This is a genomic window from Streptomyces sp. NBC_01298 (genome assembly GCF_035978755.1).
GTDB lineage: Bacteria > Actinomycetota > Actinomycetes > Streptomycetales > Streptomycetaceae > Streptomyces.
Window position 1 is genome coordinate 3370424 of the sequence record NZ_CP108414.1, and the last position, 15250, is coordinate 3385673.

The 15250-nt window shown below is 70.8% G+C and carries 18 protein-coding genes; 6 read left to right on the top strand and 12 right to left on the bottom strand.

Going from position 1 to position 15250, the window contains the following annotated elements; translation table 11 throughout:
* Window positions 1-202: 202 nt before the first annotated feature.
* The 3 genes from OG730_RS14930 (at window position 203) to OG730_RS14940 (ending at window position 3410) form a co-directional block, all read left to right on the top strand.
* On the top strand, window positions 203-1510 hold the full coding sequence (locus OG730_RS14930) for a magnesium transporter MgtE N-terminal domain-containing protein (protein ID WP_266880959.1): 1308 nt from the start codon (window positions 203-205) through the stop codon (window positions 1508-1510).
* Window positions 1511-1601: 91 nt separating this feature from the next.
* Entirely contained in the window at window positions 1602-2198 is a 597-nt protein-coding gene (locus tag OG730_RS14935) for a DUF1003 domain-containing protein (RefSeq protein WP_442815193.1), read from the top strand.
* Window positions 2199-2240: 42 nt separating this feature from the next.
* Window positions 2241-3410, top strand: a complete 1170-nt coding sequence (locus OG730_RS14940; protein ID WP_327304703.1) for an Mrp/NBP35 family ATP-binding protein — start codon at window positions 2241-2243, stop codon at window positions 3408-3410.
* Between the two features lie 60 nt (window positions 3411-3470).
* Here OG730_RS14940 and OG730_RS14945 read toward each other — a convergent pair whose 3' ends face one another.
* From OG730_RS14945 to sigE, 5 genes are all read right to left on the bottom strand, one after another.
* Window positions 3471-4175, bottom strand: coding sequence for a hypothetical protein (locus tag OG730_RS14945; RefSeq protein ID WP_327304704.1), 705 nt, complete (start codon window positions 4173-4175; stop codon window positions 3471-3473).
* Between the two features lie 134 nt (window positions 4176-4309).
* Window positions 4310-4759, bottom strand: coding sequence for a sec-independent translocase (locus tag OG730_RS14950; RefSeq protein WP_327309271.1), 450 nt, complete (start codon window positions 4757-4759; stop codon window positions 4310-4312).
* 118 nt (window positions 4760-4877) lie between these two features.
* A complete protein-coding gene (locus tag OG730_RS14955; protein ID WP_327304705.1) occupies window positions 4878-6308 on the bottom strand; it encodes a S1C family serine protease in 1431 nt (476 codons plus the stop codon).
* Window positions 6309-6646: 338 nt separating this feature from the next.
* Entirely contained in the window at window positions 6647-7324 is a 678-nt protein-coding gene (locus OG730_RS14960) for an anti-sigma factor family protein (RefSeq protein ID WP_442814925.1), read from the bottom strand.
* A complete protein-coding gene (gene sigE, locus OG730_RS14965; RefSeq protein WP_243335949.1) occupies window positions 7321-8100 on the bottom strand; it encodes an RNA polymerase sigma factor SigE in 780 nt (259 codons plus the stop codon). Before sigE ends, OG730_RS14960 begins: the two co-directional genes overlap by 4 nt.
* Window positions 8101-8255: 155 nt before the next feature.
* Here sigE and OG730_RS14970 point away from each other — a divergent pair, with 155 nt between their 5' ends.
* Window positions 8256-8918 carry an O-methyltransferase gene (locus tag OG730_RS14970; RefSeq protein WP_250741749.1) on the top strand — a complete coding sequence of 221 codons (663 nt, stop codon included), beginning with the start codon at window positions 8256-8258 and terminating at the stop codon, window positions 8916-8918.
* 108 nt (window positions 8919-9026) lie between these two features.
* Here the strand turns inward: OG730_RS14970 and OG730_RS14975 are convergent, their stop codons facing one another.
* On the bottom strand, window positions 9027-9644 hold the full coding sequence (locus tag OG730_RS14975; protein ID WP_327304706.1) for a hypothetical protein: 618 nt from the start codon (window positions 9642-9644) through the stop codon (window positions 9027-9029).
* A gap of 148 nt (window positions 9645-9792) precedes the next feature.
* Window positions 9793-9960, bottom strand: coding sequence for a DUF3117 domain-containing protein (locus OG730_RS14980; protein ID WP_003966491.1), 168 nt, complete (start codon window positions 9958-9960; stop codon window positions 9793-9795).
* A gap of 331 nt (window positions 9961-10291) precedes the next feature.
* Here OG730_RS14980 and OG730_RS14985 point away from each other — a divergent pair, with 331 nt between their 5' ends.
* Window positions 10292-11095 carry a 2-cyclohexenylcarbonyl CoA isomerase gene (locus OG730_RS14985; RefSeq protein WP_327304707.1) on the top strand — a complete coding sequence of 268 codons (804 nt, stop codon included), beginning with the start codon at window positions 10292-10294 and terminating at the stop codon, window positions 11093-11095.
* 231 nt (window positions 11096-11326) lie between these two features.
* Here OG730_RS14985 and OG730_RS14990 read toward each other — a convergent pair whose 3' ends face one another.
* Window positions 11327-11635: a hypothetical protein gene (locus tag OG730_RS14990; protein ID WP_327304708.1), complete on the bottom strand. Its 309-nt coding sequence runs from the start codon at window positions 11633-11635 to the stop codon at window positions 11327-11329.
* A gap of 62 nt (window positions 11636-11697) precedes the next feature.
* Window positions 11698-12123 carry a DUF732 domain-containing protein gene (locus OG730_RS14995; protein ID WP_327304709.1) on the bottom strand — a complete coding sequence of 142 codons (426 nt, stop codon included), beginning with the start codon at window positions 12121-12123 and terminating at the stop codon, window positions 11698-11700.
* 794 nt (window positions 12124-12917) lie between these two features.
* Between OG730_RS14995 and OG730_RS15000 the strand changes: the two genes are divergently transcribed.
* Window positions 12918-13187 carry a GntR family transcriptional regulator gene (locus OG730_RS15000; protein WP_327304710.1) on the top strand — a complete coding sequence of 90 codons (270 nt, stop codon included), beginning with the start codon at window positions 12918-12920 and terminating at the stop codon, window positions 13185-13187.
* Here the strand turns inward: OG730_RS15000 and OG730_RS15005 are convergent.
* The 3 genes from OG730_RS15005 to OG730_RS15015 all read right to left on the bottom strand — a co-directional run bounded on the left by OG730_RS15005 (window position 13184) and on the right by OG730_RS15015 (window position 15076).
* Window positions 13184-13621, bottom strand: coding sequence for a hypothetical protein (locus tag OG730_RS15005; protein WP_327304711.1), 438 nt, complete (start codon window positions 13619-13621; stop codon window positions 13184-13186). The two genes, OG730_RS15000 and OG730_RS15005, sit on opposite strands and share 4 nt — an antisense overlap.
* Before the next feature lie 77 nt (window positions 13622-13698).
* Window positions 13699-14550: a protein kinase domain-containing protein gene (locus tag OG730_RS15010; protein ID WP_327304712.1), complete on the bottom strand. Its 852-nt coding sequence runs from the start codon at window positions 14548-14550 to the stop codon at window positions 13699-13701.
* 79 nt (window positions 14551-14629) lie between these two features.
* Entirely contained in the window at window positions 14630-15076 is a 447-nt protein-coding gene (locus OG730_RS15015; protein ID WP_327304713.1) for a glycine-rich domain-containing protein, read from the bottom strand.
* Window positions 15077-15250 lie beyond the last annotated feature (174 nt).

Sequence of the window (15250 nt, forward strand, 5' to 3'; positions counted from 1 at the left end):
CGTGGGGACGCGCGTGCGGAGGTCACGTGCGCGGTGCGGGGCGGGGCGCGGGCGGGGTGCGAGGGGGGTGCGGGCGGGGCGGGGCCGCCGGGGGGACGCCCGGGCGGACGGCCCCACCAGGAGGTTGTGTGCGGTACGGGCTAACCTGAGGGACGGCAGTACCGGTGATCGACGGATGACGCAGCTCGTAGGAGGCGCTCGGATGGCGGCAGGCGCCCCACGGATCTTCGTCTCGCATCTGTCGGGTGTGCCCGTCTTCGACCCCAACGGCGACCAGGTGGGCCGGGTCCGCGACCTCGTCGCGATGCTCCGCGTGGGCGGCCGGCCGCCCCGGCTGCTCGGCCTGGTGGTCGAGGTGGTCAGCCGACGCCGGATCTTCCTGCCGATGACCCGGGTGACGGGCGTCGAGTCCGGCCAGGTCATCACCACCGGCGTGGTCAACATGCGGCGCTTCGAGCAGCGCCCCACCGAGCGGCTGATCCTCGGCGAACTGCTGGACCGGCGGGTGCGCCTGGTCGCGGACGACGAGGAGGTCACCGTCCTGGACGTGGCCATCCAGCAGCTGCCGGCCCGGCGCGACTGGGAGATCGACCGGATCTTCGTACGGAAGGGCAAGTCGGGCGCGCTGCGGCGGCGCGGCGAGACCCTGACCGTGGAGTGGTCGGCGGTGACGGGCTTCTCGCTGGAGGAGCACGGGCAGGGCGCCGAGAACCTGGTCGCCACCTTCGAGCAGATGCGGCCCGCGGACGTGGCGAACGTCCTGCACCACCTGACGCCGAAGCGGCGTGCCGAGGTGGCGAGCGCGCTGGACGACGACCGGCTCGCGGACGTCATGGAGGAGCTGCCCGAGGACGAGCAGGTGGAGATCCTCGGAAAGCTGAAGGAGGAGCGCGCCGCCGACGTCCTGGAGGCGATGGACCCGGACGACGCGGCCGACCTGCTCTCGGAGCTGCCGGAGGACGACAAGGAACGGCTGCTGACGCTGATGCGGCCGGACGACGCCGCCGACGTGCGGCGCCTGCTGTCGTACGAGGAGAACACCGCGGGCGGTCTGATGACCACGGAGCCGATCGTGCTGCGGCCCGACGCGACGGTCGCCGACGCGCTGGCCCGCGTACGGCAGTCGGACCTGTCGCCGGCGCTGGCGGCGCAGGTGTACGTGTGCCGCCCGCCGGACGAGACGCCGACGGGCAAGTACCTGGGCACGGTGCACTTCCAGCGGCTGCTGCGCGATCCGCCGTTCACCCTGGTCAGCTCGATCGTGGACACGGGCCTGGCGCCGCTGCGGCCGGACTCCTCGCTGCCGGTGGTGACCAGCTACCTGGCCGCGTACAACATGGTCGCGGTCCCGGTCGTCGACGAGAGCGGCTCGCTGCTGGGCGCGGTCACCGTGGACGACGTACTGGACCACCTGCTGCCGGACGACTGGCGGGAGACGGACTTCCATTCGGAGGGCCCCGGCGGTCCCGAGGATTCCGAGCGTGCGGAAGGGGCCCTCCGTGGGGACTGAGCGGGGGCGCGGCGAAGAGCCGCGCGAGCGGCGCAGGGAGCAGATCCGGGAGCGGCGCGATCAGGCGCGGGCGCAGGCCCGCGAGCACGGGCTGGCGGAGGCGGCCGCGGAGCGGGCGGAACGTTCCTCCTTCGAACGCGGCGAGCGGGCGAAGGCCGGCCAGTCGACCGGGGCGAGCGCGCTGACGCGCTCGCGCACCCGGCTCGACCTGCCGCGTCCGGCCCGCCGGCGGCTGCTGCCCGAATACGACCCGGAGGCCTTCGGGCGGCTCTCGGAGCGGGTCGCGCGGTTCCTCGGCACGGGCCGGTTCATCGTCTGGATGACCGTCGTCATCATCATCTGGGTGCTGTGGAACATCTTTGCGCCCGAGAGCGTGCGCTTCGACCAGTACCCCTTCATCTTCCTGACGCTGATGCTCTCGCTCCAGGCCTCCTACGCGGCCCCCCTGATCCTGCTGGCGCAGAACCGCCAGGACGACCGGGACCGGGTCAACCTGGAACAGGACCGCAAGCAGAACGAGCGCTCGCTGGCCGACACCGAGTACCTGACCCGGGAGATCGCGGCCCTGCGGATGGGTCTGGGCGAGGTCGCCACGCGCGACTGGATCAGGTCCGAGTTCCAGGATCTGATCAAGGAGATGGACGAGCGGCGGCTATTCCCCGCCGAGAGTGACGAAGGCGACCGCTAGCGGGCTTTCCTGAGGCCCGCCACCGCGCCGTACCATCGGGGCATGGCTACCGACACAAGCTCCGCCTCCGCCGCTGCCTTGCCCGAACAGGACGCGATCCTGGACGCGCTGGCGACGGTGAACGACCCCGAGATCCACCGGCCGATCACCGAGCTGGGCATGGTCAAATCGGTGGAGATCGGTGACGGCGGCGAGGTCGCCGTCACCGTGTTCCTGACCGTGTCGGGCTGCCCCATGCGCGAGACCATCACCAACCTCGTCACCGAGGCCGTGCAGCGGGTCCCCGGCGTCACCTCGGTCGCCGTCACGCTGGACGTGATGAGCGACGAGCAGCGCAAGGACCTCGCGGCGACCCTGCGCGGCGGCACCGCCGAGCGCGAGGTCCCCTTCGCCCAGCCCGGCTCGCTGACCCGCGTCTACGCGGTCGCCTCCGGCAAGGGCGGCGTCGGCAAGTCCTCGGTCACCGTGAACCTGGCGGCGGCGATGGCGGCCGACGGCCTCAAGGTCGGCGTGGTCGACGCCGACATCTACGGCCACAGCGTGCCGCGCATGCTCGGGGTCGAGGGCCGCCCCACCCAGGTCGAGAACATGATCATGCCGCCGTCCTCGCACGGCGTGAAGGTCATCTCCATCGGCATGTTCACCCCGGGCAACGCGCCCGTGGTGTGGCGCGGTCCGATGCTGCACCGGGCCCTCCAGCAGTTCCTGGCCGACGTGTACTGGGGTGACCTGGACGTCCTGCTGCTCGACCTGCCGCCGGGCACGGGCGACATCGCGATCTCCGTGGCGCAGCTCGTGCCGAACGCCGAGATCCTCGTCGTGACCACCCCGCAGCAGGCCGCGGCCGAGGTCGCGGAGCGGGCCGGCTCGATCGCCGTGCAGACGCACCAGAAGATCGTCGGCGTCGTCGAGAACATGTCCGGGCTGCCCTGCCCGCACTGCGACGAGATGGTCGACGTGTTCGGCTCCGGCGGTGGCCAGAAGGTCGCCGACGGCCTGACCAAGACGGTCGGCGCGGCCGTACCGGTGCTGGGCTCGATCCCGATCGACGTCCGCCTGCGCGAGGGCGGCGACGACGGCACCCCGGTCGTCCTGTCCGACCCCGACTCCCCCGCCGGCGCGGCCCTGCGCGCCATCGCGGGCAAGCTCGGCGGCCGTGCCCGCGGCCTGGCCGGCATGTCCCTGGGCATCACCCCGCGCAACAAGTTCTGACATGAGGAAGGGGCCCGCGGCGATGGAATTCCATCGCCGCGGGCCCCTTCCTCGTACGTCCTACTCGTACGCCGCCAGGTCCCCGATCACCGAGAAGCCGAGCCCGTACGCGCTCATCCCGCGCCCGTAGGCTCCGAGGTGCACCCCGCTCCCGGTCGATCCGGCCAGGACCCACCCGAACTCCGACTCGCGGTAGTGGAACGGCGTCGGCTCCCCGTCCACCGGCAGCGACAGCGTCGACCAGTCCGGCCCCGCGAGGTCGTCCGCGAGCTCCCACGCCGCCTCGGTCTGCTGGTCGAGCCAGTCGTCGCGCAGGCTGTGGTCCATCTGCCCCGGCCAGCTGTAGGCCAGCAGCCCCGAGCCGGCCAGCCAGGCCGCCGAGGAGACCGAGGTGGCCTCCAGGACGCCGGTGCCGTCGGCGGTGCGCCGCAGCGGGTTGCTGGCCACGGTGACGACCACCGCGAAGCGCTCCTTCTCCCCGGTGGCGATCTCGCCGCGGGCGGAGGGCTCGTCCCCGTGACCGGTCGAGCCGTGCTCCACGCTGCCGTCGGCGCCGGCGGCGACCTGCATCAGCCAGCGGGGGCCGGCGAAGGCCCCGTCCAGGCCGTACCAGGGGAAGTCCGCCCGCAGGTACCCCTCGGCCGCCCGGCGGGCGGCAGGGACGGGCGGGGCGGCCGCGTCCGGGGACTGCGGAGGGTCCTGGGGTGCGGGCGTCTGCGCCTCGGCGGGCTGCGTGCCTACCCGGCTACTGCGCGTCGTCTCCATCGATACGGCCTCTCGTTCCGTGGGCTCCGGAACGGCCCACCCCCCTCGGGCGTCCTGGATCCGGACTCAAAGGAGGATAGCCACCGGACCGCGGTTCGCCGGGCAGGCGGGCGCGCGCGTGGTCCCGGGTGGCGTCAGGTCGCGTCGGCGTCGAAGCGCGTGAGCTGCTCCTGCGCCGGGGCCGCGGGCTTCTTGACCATGTCCGGTCCGGCGCCCGGCGTGGCGCCGGGGAGGGTGCCGGCGGCGGCCGCGGCCGCGTCGGACTCGTTGCCGTTGACCACGTCGGTGACGTCGTTGAGTTCCTTGCGGAGATCGAAACTGCTCCGGATCTCCTTGAGGTCCTCGTTCTCGGTCAGCTGCTTGCGGATGAAGTTCTTCGGGTTCAGGTCCTCGAACTCGAAGTCCTTGAACTCCGGGCCGAGCTCGGAGCGGATGTCCTGCTTCGCGCTGTCGGAGAACGCGCGGATCTTCCGGATGACGCCCGTGATGTCCTGGATGACCTTGGGCAGCTTGTCCGGGCCGAAGATGAGAATGCCGAGCACCACGATCGTGACCAGCTCGAGTGCGCCTATGTCGTTGAACACCTTGCCCCGCTCCTCGGCTCTCTTCACGTCAGGCCTGTCACACGGTACCCGGCCGGGTCCGCAGGCCAATACACCAGGACCGGCTGATTACCGGCCGGGTTCGGCTTTCACCCGCCCGTCACGAACCGTTCGCCGATCCGAGGACCACCTCCAGCGTGCGCTCCCGTCCCTCGCGCAGCACGGTGAGGGTGAGCGGGTCGCCCGGCCGGTGGGCCCGGATCTTGATCACGAGCTCGTCGCCGCCGTGCACCCGTACCCCGTCGACCTTGGTGATCACATCTCCCGGCTTGATCCCGGCACGGGCTCCGGGGCCGCCCGCGGTGACCGCCGGCTTCCCGCCCTCGCCCTTCTCGCCCACCCGGGCCCCGTCCCCGGAGTAGTCCATGTCCAGGGTGACGCCGATGACGGGATGGGTGGCGCGGCCGGTGCGCATCAGCTCCTCCGCGACGCGCTTGCCCTGGTTCACCGGGATGGCGAAGCCGAGGCCGATGCTGCCGCGCTGCTGTCCGGAGCTGTCCCCGCCGTCGCCTCCGCGGATGGCGCTGTTGATGCCGATGACCTGGGCCCTGGCGTCGAGGAGCGGCCCGCCGGAGTTGCCGGGGTTGATGGGTGCGTCGGTCTGGAGCGCGTCGACGTAACTGACGTCGCTGCCGTCGCCCTTGTCGCCGCCCGCGGTGATGGGGCGGCCGGTGGCGCTGATGATTCCGGCGGTGACCGTGTTGGAGAGGTCGAAGGGGGCCCCGATGGCCACCACCGGGTCTCCGACCTTGACGTTCTCGGAGTTGCCGAGCGCGAGCGGCCGCAGGCCCCGTACCCCGTCCACCTTCACCACGGCCAGGTCGTAGCCGGTGTCGCCGCCGACCAGTTCGGCGGCGACGCTCTCGCCGGTGCTGAAGGTGACCGTTATGGTCCGGGCCCCGTTGACCACGTGGTTGTTGGTGAGGATGTGGCCCTGCCCGTCGAGGACGAAGCCTGTGCCGGTCGAGCTGCTCTCCGCGCCGTTGACGTGCAGGGTGACCACGCCGGGCAGCGCGGCGGCGGCGATCCCGGCCACGCTGTCGGGAGCGCGGCCGCGGTCGGCGGGGGCCGCCTGCGGGAGTTCGAGGCGGGTACCGGCCCGCCGCTCGGCGAGGACGCCGGCGTAGCCGCCGATGCCGCCGGCCAGGAGGGCGATCCCGACGGCGAGGAGGACGCTGTGGCGCAGCCGCGGCCGGCGGGATCCCGTCCTGCCGTGGTCCACCGGCTGGAGCGGCCGCACGTCCCACGGGTCGTACCGCGGCTCGGGCGCGGCCTCCGGCACGGCCGGCGGGGGCGGTACGGGTTCCTCGCGCGCGGCGACGGTCCGCGCGGGCCGGCTCCACCACTGGGGCACCGGCGCGGGGGCCGGGGCAGGGGCCGCCTCCGGATCCGGCTCGGTGTGGGACGCGGATCGGGGAGGCGGGACGGAGGCCTCGTGCGCGCCGGCGGGCGCCGCGGGCCGGCTCCACCACCGGGGCGGCAGGGCGGCGACCGGATCCGCCGCCGGATCGGTCTGCTGACTGTCGGACATGGGCGCTCCCCGCCTACCTGTCGGTCTCCGCCGGCCGCCCGGGGCGGCGCATCTGGCGGAGATTCAACCAGGTCGCCCGTGCCGCCCGCCCCGGCGGGCCGAAGCACGGGCACCCGAACGGGACGGGACGCACCGAACGGCCAAGCCGGGCACGGCCCGGCGCGGGGGCCGGCCTAGGTCGTCTCTTTCGGATCTTGTCGGCCGAGTCCGCGGCGTCTGGCGCCGTGCCTGGGCGTGCTGTCGGGGCGCTCGCGTACTGGGCGTACGTGGTCGCCTCGACAGTGCGGCCAGGCGCGGTGCCAGACGCCGCGGGCCCGGCAAGATCCGAAAGAGACGGCCTAGCGGTACAGGGAGACAGGGCGGGCGGAGGCCGACGCGGTCGGGCGGGACGGTGCCGGGGTCACGAGGGGGTTGACCGGGTGGAGCGTCGGGATGGTGCCCGGCTTCGGCAGCCGGTTCTCCCGGACCACCGCGTCGAACACCGGGACGACGGGTCCCGTCCGCGCGGCCGGAGCCTCACCCCGGGCATTGGGCTCGACCGACTCGATCGGCAGCGTGCCGCCCAGCGCGATCGCGGCGAGCGACACCGCTCCGGCGGCCACGAAGGCGAAGCGGCGCCGCTGGCGGCCCACCTCGTGTATCCGGAAGCCCTGCTGCTGCGGCGCGGCGGCCGCGGGCGGCGCGTAGCCGAAGGACGGGAAGGGGTCGGCGCCCACAGGCGAACCGAAGTGGCCGGCAGGTCCTGACGGCCCGCTCGGGCCCTCGGGGCCGCCTCCGGGCAGCCCCTGCAACCGCGCCAGCAGCCCGGCCGACAGCGGAGGCGGCGCGCTCTCCACGAACATGGTCTTCAGACGCCGCTGCGCATCGGCCTCGGCCTTGCACCGGGCACACGTCGCCAGGTGCGCCAGGACCCGCTCGCGCGCGTCGTGGCTCAACTCCCCGTCCACGAGGGCGGCGAGCCGGTCGCCCAGATGGTGTTCGGCGGGCGACGGGGAGGACGGACTGATCCCGCTCACTCGGCTCCGCCCTCTCCCCCGGCGCCGGGGGCGCCCACCGCCACACCGGCCAGCGCGCGCTGCTCGGCACGGGCCTCGGGAGACCGGTGCTTGAGCGCCTTGCGCAGGTGGGAACGGCCTCGGTGGATACGGCTGCGCACGGTGCCGAGCTTCACGCCGAGCGTGGCGGCGATCTCCTCGTACGACAGGCCCTCGATGTCACAGAGCACCACGGCCGCGCGGAACTCGGGCGCGAGGGTGTCCAGCGCCTGCTGCACGTCGGCGTCGAAGTGGGTGTCGTGCAGCACCTGCTGCGGGGACGGCTCACGGCTCGGCAGCCGCTCGGCGGCGTCGTCGGCGAGGGCGTCGAAACGGATCCGCTGCTTGCGGCGGACCATGTCGAGGAAGAGGTTCGTCGTGATCCGGTGCAGCCAGCCCTCGAACGTGCCGGGCGTGTACGTGGACAGCGAGCGGAAGACGCGGACGAACACTTCCTGCGTCAGGTCCTCGGCATCGTGCTGGTTGCCCGTCAGCCTGTAGGCGAGGCGGTAGACCCGCGCACTGTGCGTGCTGACGATCTCCTCCCACGAGGGAGGGGTCCACGCCTGGGAGCCCGCATCGGCGGCGAACGTCGCGGTGGTTGCGGTGTCTACGGTGCGGAAACGGTCAGCAATGTTGGTCACGGATTTCGGCTCACCGGCCGACCAGAAGAGGCGTCGGAGGACACCCCCACGATCCACAGGCGCAGCCGCACCTCCCCTGTCGGCTCTGGTGGTGTCCAGCGGAATCCCTACCATAGCCACCCCTCCCGTCAGCTCTGGATAAGCATTTTTGCAGTAACTTTGCATGGGCTCCGGGCCCCAGGCCGCTCTTGCGTCTCTACTGCTCTCATCTCTTGCTTCAACGCCCGGTCCCATCTGCGGGTTCCCGACTCCAGCGGATACAGTCACCGTTGCGCCAACTATGGGGACAGGAGAGGGTCATTACCGGCAACCGGCAGACGAGCTGGGCGTTCGCCGACGCGTTTGTCGCCGAAGACGACGCTCTGCGATGGGCCCGCGACCGGTCCAGGGAAGCGGGATTGCGTTCCGTCTCCCCCGGCACCGGGGCAGCGCTGCGCCTGCTCGCCGCCACCGCGGACGCCAAGGCGGTCGCCGAGATCGGCACCGGAACCGGCGTGTCCGGCATCCACCTCCTGCACGGAATGCGTGCGGACGGGGTGCTGACCACGGTGGATCCCGAAGCGGACCGGCAGGCCTTCGCCCGCCAGGCCTTCCGCGCGGCCGGCTTCGCGGGCAACCGCGCCCGCTTCATCCCGGGCCGCGCCCTGGACGTACTGCCCCGGCTGGCCGACGGCGGATACGACCTCGTCTTCTGCGACGGAGACCCGTCCGAGTCCCTCGACTACCTCGCTGAATCGTTGCGCCTGCTCCGCCCCGGCGGACTCGTCTGCTTCGAGGGAGTCTTCTCGGACGGCCGTACGGTCGACTCCGCGGCCCAGCCGGTGGAAGTGCTCCGGGTACGCGAACTGCTGCGCACCGTCCGCGAGACCCCGGCCCTGGAGGCCGCCCTGCTCCCGGTGGGCGACGGCCTGCTGTGCGCGGTCCGGCGCTGAGCCGAGCGGGTCAGCGCGGCAGCGCGAAGGTCGGCGCAGTAGGTCGGCGCAGTAGGTCGGCGCAGTAGGTCAGCGCAGTAGGTCAGCGCAGTAGGTCAGCGCAGTAGGTCAGCGCAGCAGCGCGAAGGTCAGCGCGGCCGTACCGCCCAAGGCGGTGCCGGCGAGGAGCTGCGCCGCGGTGTGCGCCTTCAGGATCAGCCGGGACCAGCCCACGCCGGCGGCGATCAGTACGGCGGGGAGCACCACCGGGCCGAAGACCAGCAGCAGGACCATCACGGTGCCGCCGGCCACCGACATGTGGATGGATATCTGCCAGCCGACCGTCACCAGCAGCGAGGAGACGAGGCCGACCAGCATCGCGACGACGAGCGCGAAGACGTCGGCCGGGGCGCCGAGCACCCGCAGGAGGGTGATCCCGGCGACGACCGAGACCAGACTCAGCCCCATCGGGACGACCCGCTGGCGCCGGACCCGGATGTGCTGGTCGGTCAGCGCCCCGCGCCGGACCCCGAGCAGCACGATCCCGATCGGGACCATTCCGCAGAACAGGGCGGCGAGCAGCCCCCAGCCGAGGCCGGACCACGAACCCGTGCTGTGCCAGCCGACGAGCAGGAGCTGGGCCACCACCAGGTTCGCCGGGGCCAGGCCCTCCGTGAGGACCCGGGCCGCCTTCTCGCGGGGCGTGGAGTCGGCGAAGGAGGGCGGAACGGGTGGCGAGAAGGTCACGGCGCGGCTCCGGCGATCACGGGTGCGGACACGGACACGGGTGCGGGTGCGGGTGCGGGTGCGGGTACACAACACTGCCCCGACCGCTTGGCGCGGCCGGGGCAGTGCAGAGAATGCAGCGAAAGTACTGTCAGTTATCCCTGGGGGATCAGCCGACGACCTTCTTCAGGGCGTCACCCAGGGCGTCCGCCTCGTCCGGAGTCAGCTCGACGACGAGCCGACCGCCGCCCTCGAGCGGTACGCGCATGACGATGCCCCGCCCCTCCTTGGTGACCTCGAGCGGGCCGTCGCCCGTCCGCGGCTTCATGGCCGCCATGCTCGTTCCCCTTCCTGAAACCAGTTCATCGTCAGCCGACGGCCCCATTCAGGCGCCTAGTACCCGGCATCGAACACATTGCTTCCAGGCCATTATCCCGCATGTCAGGACCCGATGACCAACATCGGCTGGGAACGCTTGTGCAACGCGCTTGACCAAAACCACTCATTTCGGGGACACGCCTGCGATACTTCGCCGCCGCGGCACGACTCTGCCCTTCCGTTTATTTGACGCACATCACATGTGCGACCCCCGTCCGGTCCGCCATGCTGACCTTTGCACCGGCCGGTACCGGCCGGTAGCCAGCCCGCGACGAAGGGGGACCCCCGCCATGGCCGACAGCGTGCTCTACGAAGTGACCGACGGACTCGCGACCATCACGATCAACCGTCCCGAGGCCATGAACGCCATGAACACCGAGGCCAAGGTCGCCCTGCGCGACGCGGCCCGGGCGGCGGCCGCGGATCCCGCGGTACGGGCGGTCCTGCTCACCGCGGCCGGCAACCGGGCGTTCTGCGTGGGCCAGGACCTCAAGGAACACGTCGGGTTCCTCGCGGCCGACCGGGAGCACGGCTCCTCGCTGACCATGAACACGGTCGCGGAGCACTACAACCCGATCGTCCGGGCGCTGACGGAGATGCCGAAGCCGGTGGTCGCGGGCGTGAACGGGGTCGCGGCGGGCGCGGGCTTCGGCTTCGCCCTGGCGGCGGACTTCCGCGTGGTCGCGGACACCGCCTCCTTCAACACCTCCTTCGCGGGGGTCGCCCTGACGGCCGACTCGGGCGTCTCGTGGACGCTGCCCCGCCTGATCGGCGGCTCGCGCGCCTCCGATCTGCTGCTCTTCCCCCGGTCCGTGAAGGCCCAGGAGGCGCTGGACCTGGGCATCGCGAACCGCGTCGTCCCCTCGGACGAGCTGGCGGCCGAGGCGCTTGCCGTGGCCCAGCGGCTGGCCGAAGGCCCGACGGTCGCCTACGCGGCGCTAAAGGAGTCCCTGGCGTACGGGGCCTCCCGGTCGCTCTCTGAGGCGCTGGACCAGGAGGACGTCCTCCAGGCCCGTGCCGGGGCCTCCGAAGACCACGGCATCGCCGTGGCGGCCTTCCTCGCGAAGGAAGCTCCGCGCTACCTGGGCCGCTAGCGGCTCCGCCGGGCGAACCGGGCACCGCTGCGCGGGTGCGGGTGCCGCTGAGCGGGGCGAAGTCCCCTACCCGCCCTTCGCCCGTTCCCCGGGCTGCGCCCGGACCCCTCCTGGGGCTCCGCCCCGGGGGACCCTACACCCCGGGACCTAGAAAAACAGCAGGTCCGGGCATGCGAAAAGCCCCGCCCGACACGTGGTCGGACGGGGCTCGTCGTACTGTCTGAGGCTCGGCTACAGGGCAGCGTCGATGTCTGCCCGATCAGCGCGCCATGCCTTCTCGTAGCGTTCCCTGTCGCGCTTGAGACGCTTCTCCGGGGTCATGTCGTCTTCTACATACTCAGCCCGCTTGAGTGCGAGTAGGGCCGCGCGCTCCATGCCCGCAACGGTCTGCCGCACCGTCTTGTGTTGGGCAGGCTTGTTGTCGCGCTCCGAGCGGAGATACAGCCCCCATGCGTCACACAGGATGTCCGCGTACGTCGCCGATACTTCCTCGGTGAGTTCCTGGTGCAGGTACTGCCGCTCACGTGATGCAAGAGCCATCGTCGGCCCCTCCCTTCTGTTCCGTACCGATGGTGTCAGCCGACACTGTCACTGCGGGCTGATCAGCCGCAGAACGATGACTTAACGGCGGTCACGATGCGCGCTGCCTGGTCGTCAGTGAGGCTCGGTACGGTGCCCCCTACGAACCGTGCCTTTGCGTTGGTCTGCACGGTCGCCGCATCCTTGCCGCTCTTGATCTCCTGGCAGACGTTCCGCGCCCGATCAACGGCCTTGTCTTCCTTGGCCACTAGCCCCGGCTCTACGGCCCGGAGAGCGGCTATCAGGGCTTCGGTCTGCACAGCGTCCGGCGACGGAATGGCGGCAGGCTTCGACGGTTCCGGGCTCGGCTTGTCTGCGGGCTTGGCTGCCGCTGTGGCGCTCGGCTTGCCCTCGGGCTTAGCCGTGGCGGGCTCGTCTTCAAACAGGCTCAGCACTCCGCCGAACGCGAGCACTGCCGCGCCAACGATGATCCACGTCTTACGTTCCATGGTGGTCCCCCCACTTGTCTTGCAAGATCGTTCATACCTATCACGCGCTCTGACCTGCCTAGCTGGCACGGTGCACGTCTTCCGACGTCGGCCCCGCTCCGAGCTTTACAGCGTGCTCGGGGCATGCCCACAGCGTCGTACCGGGGCCGCTGGTGCTGTGGATCTCGCGGACCGCTACGGGCGCCCTCGTGAGCGTTTTACAGCCGATGCACAGCGCGACGCGTTCGGGCAGTACGAGCGGGAACGGGTTCTCGGCGGTCATGCGCTGACCCCCGTTGCGGCAAACGCGGAGCGCGGGAAGGGTGCCCCCGCGTACGTGTACGGGTAGTCCACGCCGATGGCCGCGAACTCTGCCGCATACCGCCGTTCCCGCTGGACCGGGGAGAGCACGAGGGTGCTTTCCGCGTCGGTCTCGGGCCGGAAGATCCTGAGCGCGTCCGAACTGCTAGGCCCGGTCCACGGGCGAGACCACGGGCTCACGCTTGCGGCGGGGGCAGGCTCGGGGCGGTAGGCGCTGGAGTGCTTTCCCGGGGCTCGCCGGCTCGGCAGGATTACGAGGAGTAGAGCGGTGACGGACGTCAGTCCGAGCACCATGGGGGCGATAAGCTCGCGCATGTCGTATCAGCTCTCTGATAGCTGGTTCGGCGGAGCCCCGGCGGACCGTTACAGCGGTCTTCCGGGGCGTTTTCGTGTTCGCGGAATCACGCTAAGGCAACACGTCTAACTCGTCTGCCTGTCTAAGTCATCTGCCTGTCTAAGTCGCCTGCCTTTGGCCCGTTGTCTACGCTCTCCCCATGCCCGAGAGCTCGCCCGACTCGTCCCGCGCACGCGCCCCGTACATGCGGGTGCTGGACGCGCTTACTGCCGACATTGAGTCGGGTGCGCTGCCGCCAGGGGCACGGCTGCCGAGTGAGGCAGAGCTCTGCCAGACGCACGGGGTCGCCCGGATGACCGCACGTCGCGCTGTGTCCGTGCTGAGGGAACGCGGGCTCGTCGTGACCGAGTGGGGCAAGGGCAGCCACGTAGCCGAGCGAGCCGGCGAGGACGAGCACCAGGGCGCCTAGTCGGGGTCCCCTTCGGGGTACTTCCGGAAGAGCCGGTCTACTTCACCCCGTGCCTGTATGCGCAGGATGGTTCCGAGCGGGTCCGTCACGACCCATGAGTGCACGGCGGGGTGTTTGTCGAAGAGCACACAGATATAGCCGCGCCCGCTTCCCGGGTGCTGTTCTGCGGGGCACTCGGGACGTTCTTCGAGGGCGTAGTGACGCGTCGATCCCTCGCCCGTCCAGAAGAGCCACAGTGCTTGCGGCTCGTCGGTATTGGCCATGCAGATCATGGCGGCATGTTCGGTGTGCTCGTCCTCGCCGAGCTCGCACAGCACCATGTCGCCGAGTAGATAGAGGGTGGAGGGAGGGTCACCAGGGGCTCCCTGCATGGTGACCATGGCAACGAGCGCGTCTATCTCCGGCACGCTCGTCACGGCGGTGCACTGCAACACGTGAAGTCCTTACGGGAACGGCAGAGCCCCGCCCGGTCCGGAGGGGGAGGGCTCCGGAACGGACGGGGCCGCTGTAGTCAGAGTGCGAGACAGAGCGCTTCGCACGCTTCCGCAGCAGTGGGCCGGTCCGCCGGCGAGGGCATCAACATGGCGTTGACCAACTGGCCGAGCTCACCGGGAATGGTGACCGGGCGGTGCGGCCCGTCGACGATTGCTTGCCGCTGAACGTCGCGCGGGGCGTCGTCGGGGTAGGCGACGTGACGCCAACCGGTCGCGCTGATCATCAGCGAGGCCCCGAGCGCGTAGACGTCGGATGCTCGCGTTGGTACGGCGGTGCCTGTCTCCAGAACGCTGCGGCTGATCTCGGGCGCTTCGTAGTGCACCAGACAGCCCCGGTAAGCAAAGTCGTAGCGTTCGGGGACCGTACGTCCCCGGGCCAATGCAAGATCGATCAACGTCACGCCCTGTTGCCCAACAATCAGATGCGCGGGCTGAACATCGCCGTGGACCCATCCGACACGGTGCAGCTCGGACAGAGCCTCAGTGCACGACAGCGCGTCCAAGACATCCGGTAGCGCCGAGCGTTTTGCCGATCGGCAAGGCTCCCACTTCTCGTACAGGCTCGGGCCCGGGTGCCACGGCTGAATGTTCCACGTTCCTTGCCCCCACTCGCCGTCTCGGATCACGTCCGGACGGAGGGTTCGCAAGACGTAGGCCTCGCGGCTCGGAGCAAGCGCGGTGTGAGCATGGGTCTCGCTCGCGTACCCAACCTTGACCGCGTAGGCGGCAGTTTCCTCCGTCGCACGATTCGCAGCGGTCACATGCCACACCGTCGACCCTCGCCGGTCCAGTACGAGCCGCTGCGATTCCGGGGTGATCACGTCAAGCACTTCGCGCGGGATCTCGCGCGGCGGTGTCGATGTCGTCATGCGTTGTTCCTCCTATGGCGGAGCCGACCACCAGGCCCGGCAGCCGGCTCCGCAGGTTTCACAGGTGGTGCGTCGGGTGTCAGGCGGCCCGGTAGTCCCGGCCACAGTCCGAGTCGCACTGTGCGCCGTCCTTGCCGTTCACGGTCCACCTACGGTCGATGACCATGAATCCGGCCGCCTTCATGGCGCGCGTGGTGCCCTGAACGTCTTCCAGGAGCCGGGGGCCACCGCCGGGGCGCGGGTTGTGGTGCAGCCTGCGGCCCGCGTGGATCTCGGCGAACGCGTCGATGTCGCGGGTGTGCAGGGTGAACGCGTGCACACCCTTGTCTACGGAGTCCGAGGGCACCATCTTGACCGTGGCCCCGCCAACCGTGGCGAGGAACGCAATGGCCTGGTCGGTGATCTCCTCGGCGGTGCCTCGGTCGGTCTCGCCGAAGTGGTCGAGCACGAACTGAGTAATGCTGTCGAACAGCTCGGGCTCGACCAGGCTCCGGCCGGTCCGCAGGTCATTCGCTATGGCGGTCATGTGCGTATCTCCTCGCGTTGGCGGTACAGGAACTGTGCAGGCCTGCCGTTAAACGGGCAGGTGTTTTGCTCCGGCCCCGCCGAGTGGTCGGGCACATCAGCGGGGACGGGAATCTAGGGGTTAAAGCAACTCGTCCAGCGTTGGGGCGATGGCCCAAACCATCTCCAGCTCGAC

What these genes read in the sequence shown, in the direction of transcription:
- OG730_RS14940 (WP_327304703.1), top strand. Translation starts at nt 2,241, where the DNA reads ATGGCTACCGACACAAGCTCCGCCTCCGCCGCTGCCTTGCCCGAACAG.
- OG730_RS14995 (WP_327304709.1), bottom strand. Translation starts at nt 12,123, where the DNA reads ATGGAACGTAAGACGTGGATCATCGTTGGCGCGGCAGTGCTCGCGTTC.
- OG730_RS15015 (WP_327304713.1), bottom strand. Translation starts at nt 15,076, where the DNA reads ATGACCGCCATAGCGAATGACCTGCGGACCGGCCGGAGCCTGGTCGAG.
- OG730_RS14945 (WP_327304704.1), bottom strand. Translation starts at nt 4,175, where the DNA reads ATGGAGACGACGCGCAGTAGCCGGGTAGGCACGCAGCCCGCCGAGGCG.
- OG730_RS15010 (WP_327304712.1), bottom strand. Translation starts at nt 14,550, where the DNA reads ATGACGACATCGACACCGCCGCGCGAGATCCCGCGCGAAGTGCTTGAC.
- OG730_RS14985 (WP_327304707.1), top strand. Translation starts at nt 10,292, where the DNA reads ATGGCCGACAGCGTGCTCTACGAAGTGACCGACGGACTCGCGACCATC.
- OG730_RS15000 (WP_327304710.1), top strand. Translation starts at nt 12,918, where the DNA reads ATGCCCGAGAGCTCGCCCGACTCGTCCCGCGCACGCGCCCCGTACATG.
- OG730_RS14930 (WP_266880959.1), top strand. Translation starts at nt 203, where the DNA reads ATGGCGGCAGGCGCCCCACGGATCTTCGTCTCGCATCTGTCGGGTGTG.
- OG730_RS14955 (WP_327304705.1), bottom strand. Translation starts at nt 6,308, where the DNA reads ATGTCCGACAGTCAGCAGACCGATCCGGCGGCGGATCCGGTCGCCGCC.
- OG730_RS14990 (WP_327304708.1), bottom strand. Translation starts at nt 11,635, where the DNA reads ATGGCTCTTGCATCACGTGAGCGGCAGTACCTGCACCAGGAACTCACC.
- sigE (WP_243335949.1), bottom strand. Translation starts at nt 8,100, where the DNA reads ATGGTAGGGATTCCGCTGGACACCACCAGAGCCGACAGGGGAGGTGCG.
- OG730_RS14980 (WP_003966491.1), bottom strand. Translation starts at nt 9,960, where the DNA reads ATGGCGGCCATGAAGCCGCGGACGGGCGACGGCCCGCTCGAGGTCACC.